This is a genomic window from Pectobacterium polonicum (assembly GCF_005497185.1).
Lineage (GTDB): Bacteria > Pseudomonadota > Gammaproteobacteria > Enterobacterales > Enterobacteriaceae > Pectobacterium > Pectobacterium polonicum.
In genome coordinates, this window is sequence record NZ_RJTN01000029.1 from 39,588 (window position 1) to 46,353 (window position 6,766).

General features: G+C 50.4%; 4 protein-coding genes and 2 rRNA genes. All 6 read right to left on the bottom strand.

From position 1 onward, the window contains the following. Positions 1-2: 2 nt before the first annotated feature. Positions 3-1,310 carry an isocitrate lyase gene (gene aceA / locus EDI29_RS20650; protein ID WP_137742386.1) on the bottom strand — a complete coding sequence of 436 codons (1,308 nt, stop codon included), beginning with the start codon at positions 1,308-1,310 and terminating at the stop codon, positions 3-5. Positions 1,311-1,341: 31 nt separating this feature from the next. Further along, positions 1,342-2,940, bottom strand: coding sequence for a malate synthase A (gene aceB, locus EDI29_RS20655; protein WP_137742387.1), 1,599 nt, complete (start codon positions 2,938-2,940; stop codon positions 1,342-1,344). 285 nt (positions 2,941-3,225) lie between these two features. Then, positions 3,226-4,155, bottom strand: a complete 930-nt coding sequence (gene metA / locus EDI29_RS20660) for a homoserine O-acetyltransferase MetA (RefSeq protein ID WP_107171168.1) — start codon at positions 4,153-4,155, stop codon at positions 3,226-3,228. 137 nt (positions 4,156-4,292) lie between these two features. Next, positions 4,293-4,664, bottom strand: a complete 372-nt coding sequence (locus tag EDI29_RS20665; protein ID WP_137742388.1) for a YjaA family stress response protein — start codon at positions 4,662-4,664, stop codon at positions 4,293-4,295. A 122-nt stretch (positions 4,665-4,786) separates the two neighbouring features. Then, positions 4,787-4,902 (bottom strand): 5S ribosomal RNA (rrf, locus tag EDI29_RS20670). Positions 4,903-5,035: 133 nt separating this feature from the next. Next, positions 5,036-6,766, bottom strand: a 23S ribosomal RNA gene (locus EDI29_RS20675); the annotation flags it as partial.

Sequence of the window (6,766 nt, forward strand, 5' to 3'; positions counted from 1 at the left end):
GATCAGAACTGCTGCTCTTCCGTCGATCCCGTCAGCGCCGTCACTGAAGACTCGCCCCCCTGAATGATGTTCGTCACTTTATCAAAGTAGCCAGTACCGACCTCCTGCTGATGCGATGAGAAGGTATAACCGTCTTTAATCGCTTCAAATTCAGGCTGTTGTACTTTTTCTACGTAGTGTCTCATCCCCTCTCCCTGTGCATAGGCATGCGCCAGGTCAAACATGTTGAACCACATGCTGTGGATGCCAGCCAGCGTAATAAATTGATATTTGTAACCCATCGCCGAGAGCTCATCCTGAAAACGTGCAATCGTGCCGTCATCCAGATTCTTCTTCCAGTTAAAGGAAGGCGAACAGTTGTACGCCAGCAGCTTACCGGGGAATTTCGCATGGATAGCCTCGGCAAAACGGCGCGCCAGCGATAGATCCGGCGTTGACGTTTCGCACCACACCAAATCGGCATAAGGCGCATACGCCAGACCCCGGCTGATCGCCTGCTCGATCCCGGCACGCGTACGGTAAAAACCTTCCACCGTACGTTCTCCAGTGATGAAATTACGGTCATACTCATCGCAGTCGGAGGTCAGTAAGTCCGCGGCATCCGCATCGGTTCGCGCAACCAGCAAGGTGGGCACCCCCAAAACATCCGCAGCCAGACGCGCTGCCACCAGCTTCTGAACGGCTTCCTGAGTCGGCACCAGTACTTTACCGCCCATATGGCCACATTTCTTCGCCGATGCCAGTTGATCTTCAAAGTGAACCGCCGCCGCGCCCGCTTCAATCATCGATTTCATCAGCTCAAATGCGTTAAGCACGCCGCCAAATCCGGCCTCCGCATCCGCCACAATCGGTAGGAAATAATCGGTATAGCGCTTGTCGCCGGGCTCAATGCGATTCGCCCACTGAATCTGATCGGCACGCCGAAAGGTGTTATTGATGCGTTCAATCACCGCAGGTACCGAGTTTGCTGGGTAGAGCGACTGATCGGGATACATGCTGGACGCCAGATTGGCATCTGCCGCCACCTGCCAGCCGGAAAGATAAATCGCTTCGATACCCGCTTTCGCCTGCTGTAAAGCCTGCCCACCCGTCAGCGCGCCCAGGCAGTTAACATAGCCTTTGCGAGAATCGCCATGCAGCAAGTTCCATAACCTCGCCGCGCCGAGCTGCGCGAGCGTGCATTCCGGGTTCACCGATCCACGTAGATTAATCACATCTTCTGCGCTGTAGGGGCGCGTAATACCGTCCCAGCGAGCGGTTTTCCACTCTTTTTCGATATGCTGGACTTGTTGGGTACGAGAGGTCGTCATAGCAGAGGTTCCTTTTTATTATCAGTCAGGATTAATCAAGCAATGCGTAGCCGGGTAGCGTCAGGAAGTCGATCAGCTCATCTTGTGTGGTGATCTGTTCCATCAGTCGGCTGGCCTCATCAAAGCGCCCTCCGCTAAAACGGGCATCACCTAATTCCTCCTGAATCACAAACATCTCTTCGGCCAGCATCTGGCGGAACAGCGCTTTAGTGATCACACGGCCATCGCTCAACGCCTTACCGTGGCGAATCCACTGCCAGATTGAGGTACGGGAAATTTCTGCCGTCGCGGCGTCCTCCATCAGCCCATAAATCGGGACGCAGCCATTACCGGATATCCACGCTTCGATGTACTGCACCGCAACGCGGATATTCGCACGCATCCCCACTTCCGTACGCTCTCCCGGACAGGGTTCCAGCAGTTCCTCTGCGCGAATGGACGCATCGTGTTCACGGCTGATATCGAGCTGATTTTTGCGCTCACCTAACGCCCGATCGAACACCTCCATCACCGCATCGGCCAGCCCCGGATGAGCCACCCAGGTGCCATCGTGACCATTATGAGCTTCCAGCTCTTTGTCTTTACGTACCTTATCCAACACCCAATTATTGCGTTCAGCATCCTTACTCGGAATGAACGCCGCCATTCCGCCCATGGCGAATGCTCCCCGCCGATGACAGGTTTTGATTAACAACCGCGAGTAAGCACTGAGGAAAGGTTTTTCCATCGTCACCGACTGGCGATCGGGTAAAACGCGGTCGCTGTGGTTCTTTAATGTTTTGATATAGCTGAAGATATAATCCCAGCGGCCGCAGTTCAGCCCAACGATATGGTCACGTAGGTGGTAGAGGATCTCGTCCATCTGGAAAACGGCGGGCAGTGTTTCAATCAATACCGTTGCTTTGATCGTCCCACGCGGAAGGTCAAAACGATCTTCCGTATAGCAGAAGACATCGTTCCACCAGGCCGCTTCCTGCCATGACTGTGTCTTTGGCAAATAGAAATAGGGGCCGCTACCTTTCTTGAGCAATTCCTGGTAGTTGTGGAAAAAATACAGCGCGAAATCAAACAGGCTACCGGGAATCGCTTCCCCCTGCCAGGACACGTGTTTTTCAGGCAAATGCAGCCCGCGTACCCGACAAATCAATACGGCAGGGTTGGGTTTCAGCTGGTAGATTTTTCCTGTTTCATTGATGTAGGAAATCGTACCGCGTACGGCATCGCGTAAGTTGATTTGCCCATCAATCACCTTTTCCCATCCCGGTGATAGCGAATCCTCAAAGTCCGCCATGAAAACCTTCACATTGGCATTCAATGCGTTGATCACCATCTTGCGCTCAACTGGGCCAGTAATTTCAACGCGGCGATCCTGAAGGTCATCGGGAATTCCGCGTATTGTCCATGCCTTTTCGCGAATGGAAGCCGTTTCTGAAATAAAATCCGGTAACTTACCCTGATCGATACTACGCTGTTGTACCTGCCGTTCGGCGAGTAATTGATTACGAGCTGGCGTAAAATGCGCGACCAGCTCCGCTAAGAAATCAACCGCCTCTTCAGTAAGAATGTGTTTCTCACTCTCGCCAACGCGCTGACTAAATGCCAATTCTCTGTTTATCGTCTGCTGCATCATTCGTGGTTCCTTTTCAGATTCCGCTTCATTCATCAACAACCGCCAGGTCGGCAAAACAGCATGTACATTTCTTAGCCGACAGAATTAAGCGTAATGCAATAAAAACAAAAATCAAAAACAATTTCCATTTTTATGGAAAAACAAATACAAGCACATGATAAAATTGAAAATTAAGATTAAGAATAAAAAGAAATAGCTTTCACTAACAAGCAGAAATGGAATGGTTCAGCACAAAAAAGAAAGGCACCTTTAACGGTGCCTCAGAGAAAAAGATCAAGATGAGAACTAGTCGAGCGTAGGATTCATTTTGCGCAAATCGTAAGGCGTAATCTGGTAAACATAGTAATTTAGCCAGTTAACAAAAAGCAGATGTCCGTGGCTGCGCCAGCTCGCTTTCGGTGCCAATTCGGGATTATCATCCGGAAAATAGTTAACCGGAACCGCTGGATCTAATCCGGCATCGCTATCACGGAAAAACTCTCCTGCCAGCGTCAGAACATCATACTCAGGATGCCCGGTAACGAACGCCAGACGTTTATCTTTACTGGCAAACAGGTAAGCGCCGGCCTGCTCCGACTCAACCAGAATATCCAAGTCCGTGTGCTGCCGAATCACATCAGCCGGAAAATCTGCATAGCGCGAATGTGGAGCCAGGAACGTTTCGTCAAAGCCGCGGGTCAGCAAAGCGTGGGGTTGTAACGTCTGATGCAAGTAAACACCAGAGAGCTTTTCCTTTCGGGTCATCTTCGGAATGCCGTAGAGGATATTGAGAGCCGCCTGTACAGCCCAGCACACGAATAATGTGGACGTGACATGTTCTTTTGCCCACTCGATGACACGTGCGATCTGCGGCCAATACACAACATCGCAGAAATCGACTAATCCCAGCGGGGCACCAGTAACAATCAAACCATCAAAATTTTCGTCCTGAATATCGTCAAAATTGCAGTAGAAATTATTCAAATGCTCAGTTGGCGTATTCTTTGATTCTCGGCTATCGATACGCAGCAGTTGGATATCGATCTGTAAGGGAGAATTGGATAACAGGCGTAGAAACTGGTTTTCAGTCTCGATCTTTTTAGGCATCAGGTTCAGAACCAGCACTTTGAGTGGACGAATTTCCTGCGTTTTAGCACGCGAGGACGTCATGACAAAGACGTTCTCATTACGCAAAAAATTAACGGCTGGTAACTCATCAGGAACCCGAATTGGCATAACCTTATATCCTCAAAGCATACGTTTAAACGTTTAGACATCCAGATGCCCGAAGATAGCGAGTTTTTGCACTAATGTCGAGTGCTCAACGCATAAGGTGAAAATGTTTCACTGTGCCTAAAAAAACGTTATGCGCTTTATCCATTTTTCCTTGCTTGTTCAATAACTTCCTCATCGGTTAATGCTCGAGCATTTTCGATCATAACTAGCCGGGCTCTTGGTGAAGTGGAAACGGTTATTTCCTGAAGAATACGTTGTTCAACCTGAGACAGTCCACCTTCATTCATTTCAAGCGCATGAATGACAAGTACATCCTGACCAAATTTAAACCAGCTACGTTTTATTAATTTTCGGGCTAAATCTTTAAGCACCTTCTCTGCACGAAAAAAATCAGCAACCAGTAGACGTGTATTACTGAAAACCTGACTGGAATCACCTAGCTCTTGGTGTGTTTCAGGATTACGCACAACCATTTTGTTCTTACGAATCTGGATATATAAGATCGTCATTTATTTCCCTATATTTCTTATTCCTAGTGGATCTCTATGTGCAAACAGTGAGGAAATCGATTATAGATAAGGCCATAGCAAAAAGCCCCTGTCTTGCGACAGGGGCTTTCCACTTATTTGATGCCTGGCAGTTCCCTACTCTCACATGGGGAAGCCCCACACTACCATCGGCGCTACGGCGTTTCACTTCTGAGTTCGGCATGGGGTCAGGTGGGACCACCGCGCTATCGCCGCCAGGCAAATTCTGTTTCATTCCAACCGTCATGCTTCGCTCACGCTCTCGCACAACCATCAGAACCAATCTTTGAACAAGCTAAATATCAAAACATGTCTCTATGAGTCATCATCACTCAAAACACCTTCGGTGTTGTAAGGTTAAGCCTCTCGGGTCATTAGTACTGGTTAGCTCAACGTATCGCTACGCTTACACACCCAGCCTATCTACGTCGTCGTCTTCAACGGCCCTTCAGGGACATCTAGTGTCCAGGGAAGACTCATCTCGAGGCAAGTTTCCCGCTTAGATGCTTTCAGCGGTTATCTCTTCCGCACTTAGCTACCGGGCAATGCAATTGGCATCACAACCCGTACACCAGTGGTGCGTTCACTCCGGTCCTCTCGTACTAGGAGCAACCCCTCTCAATCTTCCAACGCCCACGGCAGATAGGGACCGAACTGTCTCACGACGTTCTAAACCCAGCTCGCGTACCACTTTAAATGGCGAACAGCCATACCCTTGGGACCTACTTCAGCCCCAGGATGTGATGAGCCGACATCGAGGTGCCAAACACCGCCGTCGATATGAACTCTTGGGCGGTATCAGCCTGTTATCCCCGGAGTACCTTTTATCCGTTGAGCGATGGCCCTTCCATTCAGAACCACCGGATCACTAAGACCTGCTTTCGCACCTGCTCGAGCTGTCACTCTCGCAGTCAAGCTAGCTTATGCCTTTGCACTAACCTCCTGATGTCCGACCAGGATTAGCTAACCTTCGTGCTCCTCCGTTACGCTTTGGGAGGAGACCGCCCCAGTCAAACTACCCACCAGACACTGTCCGCAACCCGGATTACGGGCCTACGTTAGAACATCAAACATTAAAGGGTGGTATTTCAAGGTTGGCTCCACGCAGACTGGCGTCCACGCTTCAAAGCCTCCCACCTATCCTACACATCAAGGCTCAAGGTTCAGTGTCAAGCTATAGTAAAGGTTCACGGGGTCTTTCCGTCTTGCCGCGGGTACACTGCATCTTCACAGCGAGTTCAATTTCACTGAGTCTCGGGTGGAGACAGCCTGGCCATCATTACGCCATTCGTGCAGGTCGGAACTTACCCGACAAGGAATTTCGCTACCTTAGGACCGTTATAGTTACGGCCGCCGTTTACCGGGGCTTCGATCAAGAGCTTCGCCTTGCGGCTGACCCCATCAATTAACCTTCCGGCACCGGGCAGGCGTCACACCGTATACGTCCACTTTCGTGTTTGCACAGTGCTGTGTTTTTATTAAACAGTTGCAGCCAGCTGGTATCTGCGACTGGCTTCAGCTCCATCCGCAAGGGACTTCACCTACGCGCCAGCGTGCCTTCTCCCGAAGTTACGGCACCATTTTGCCTAGTTCCTTCACCCGAGTTCTCTCAAGCGCCTGAGTATTCTCTACCTGACCACCTGTGTCGGTTTGGGGTACGATTTGATGTTACCTGGAGCTTAGAGGCTTTTCCTGGAAGCGTAGCATTGGTTACTTCATCACCGTAGTGACTCGTCATCACGCCTCAGTGTTAACGATGACCCGGATTTACCTAAGTCACCCACCTTCACGCTTAAACCGGGACAACCGTCGCCCGGATAACCTAGCTTTCTCCGTCCCCCCTTCGCAGTAACACCGAGTACAGGAATATTAACCTGTTTCCCATCGACTACGCTTTTCAGCCTCGCCTTAGGGGTCGACTCACCCTGCCCCGATTAACGTTGGACAGGAACCCTTGGTCTTCCGGCGTGCGGGTTTTTCACCCGCATTATCGTTACTTATGTCAGCATTCGCACTTCTGATACCTCCAGCAACCCTCACAGGCCACCTTCAACGGCTTACAGAACGCTCCCCTACCCAACAAC

Excerpts from the sequence above, each read along its gene's own strand:
- metA (WP_107171168.1), bottom strand. The coding sequence starts at position 4,155 with ATGCCAATTCGGGTTCCTGATGAGTTACCAGCCGTTAATTTTTTGCGT.
- EDI29_RS20665 (WP_137742388.1), bottom strand. The coding sequence starts at position 4,664 with ATGACGATCTTATATATCCAGATTCGTAAGAACAAAATGGTTGTGCGT.
- aceA (WP_137742386.1), bottom strand. The coding sequence starts at position 1,310 with ATGACGACCTCTCGTACCCAACAAGTCCAGCATATCGAAAAAGAGTGG.
- aceB (WP_137742387.1), bottom strand. The coding sequence starts at position 2,940 with ATGATGCAGCAGACGATAAACAGAGAATTGGCATTTAGTCAGCGCGTT.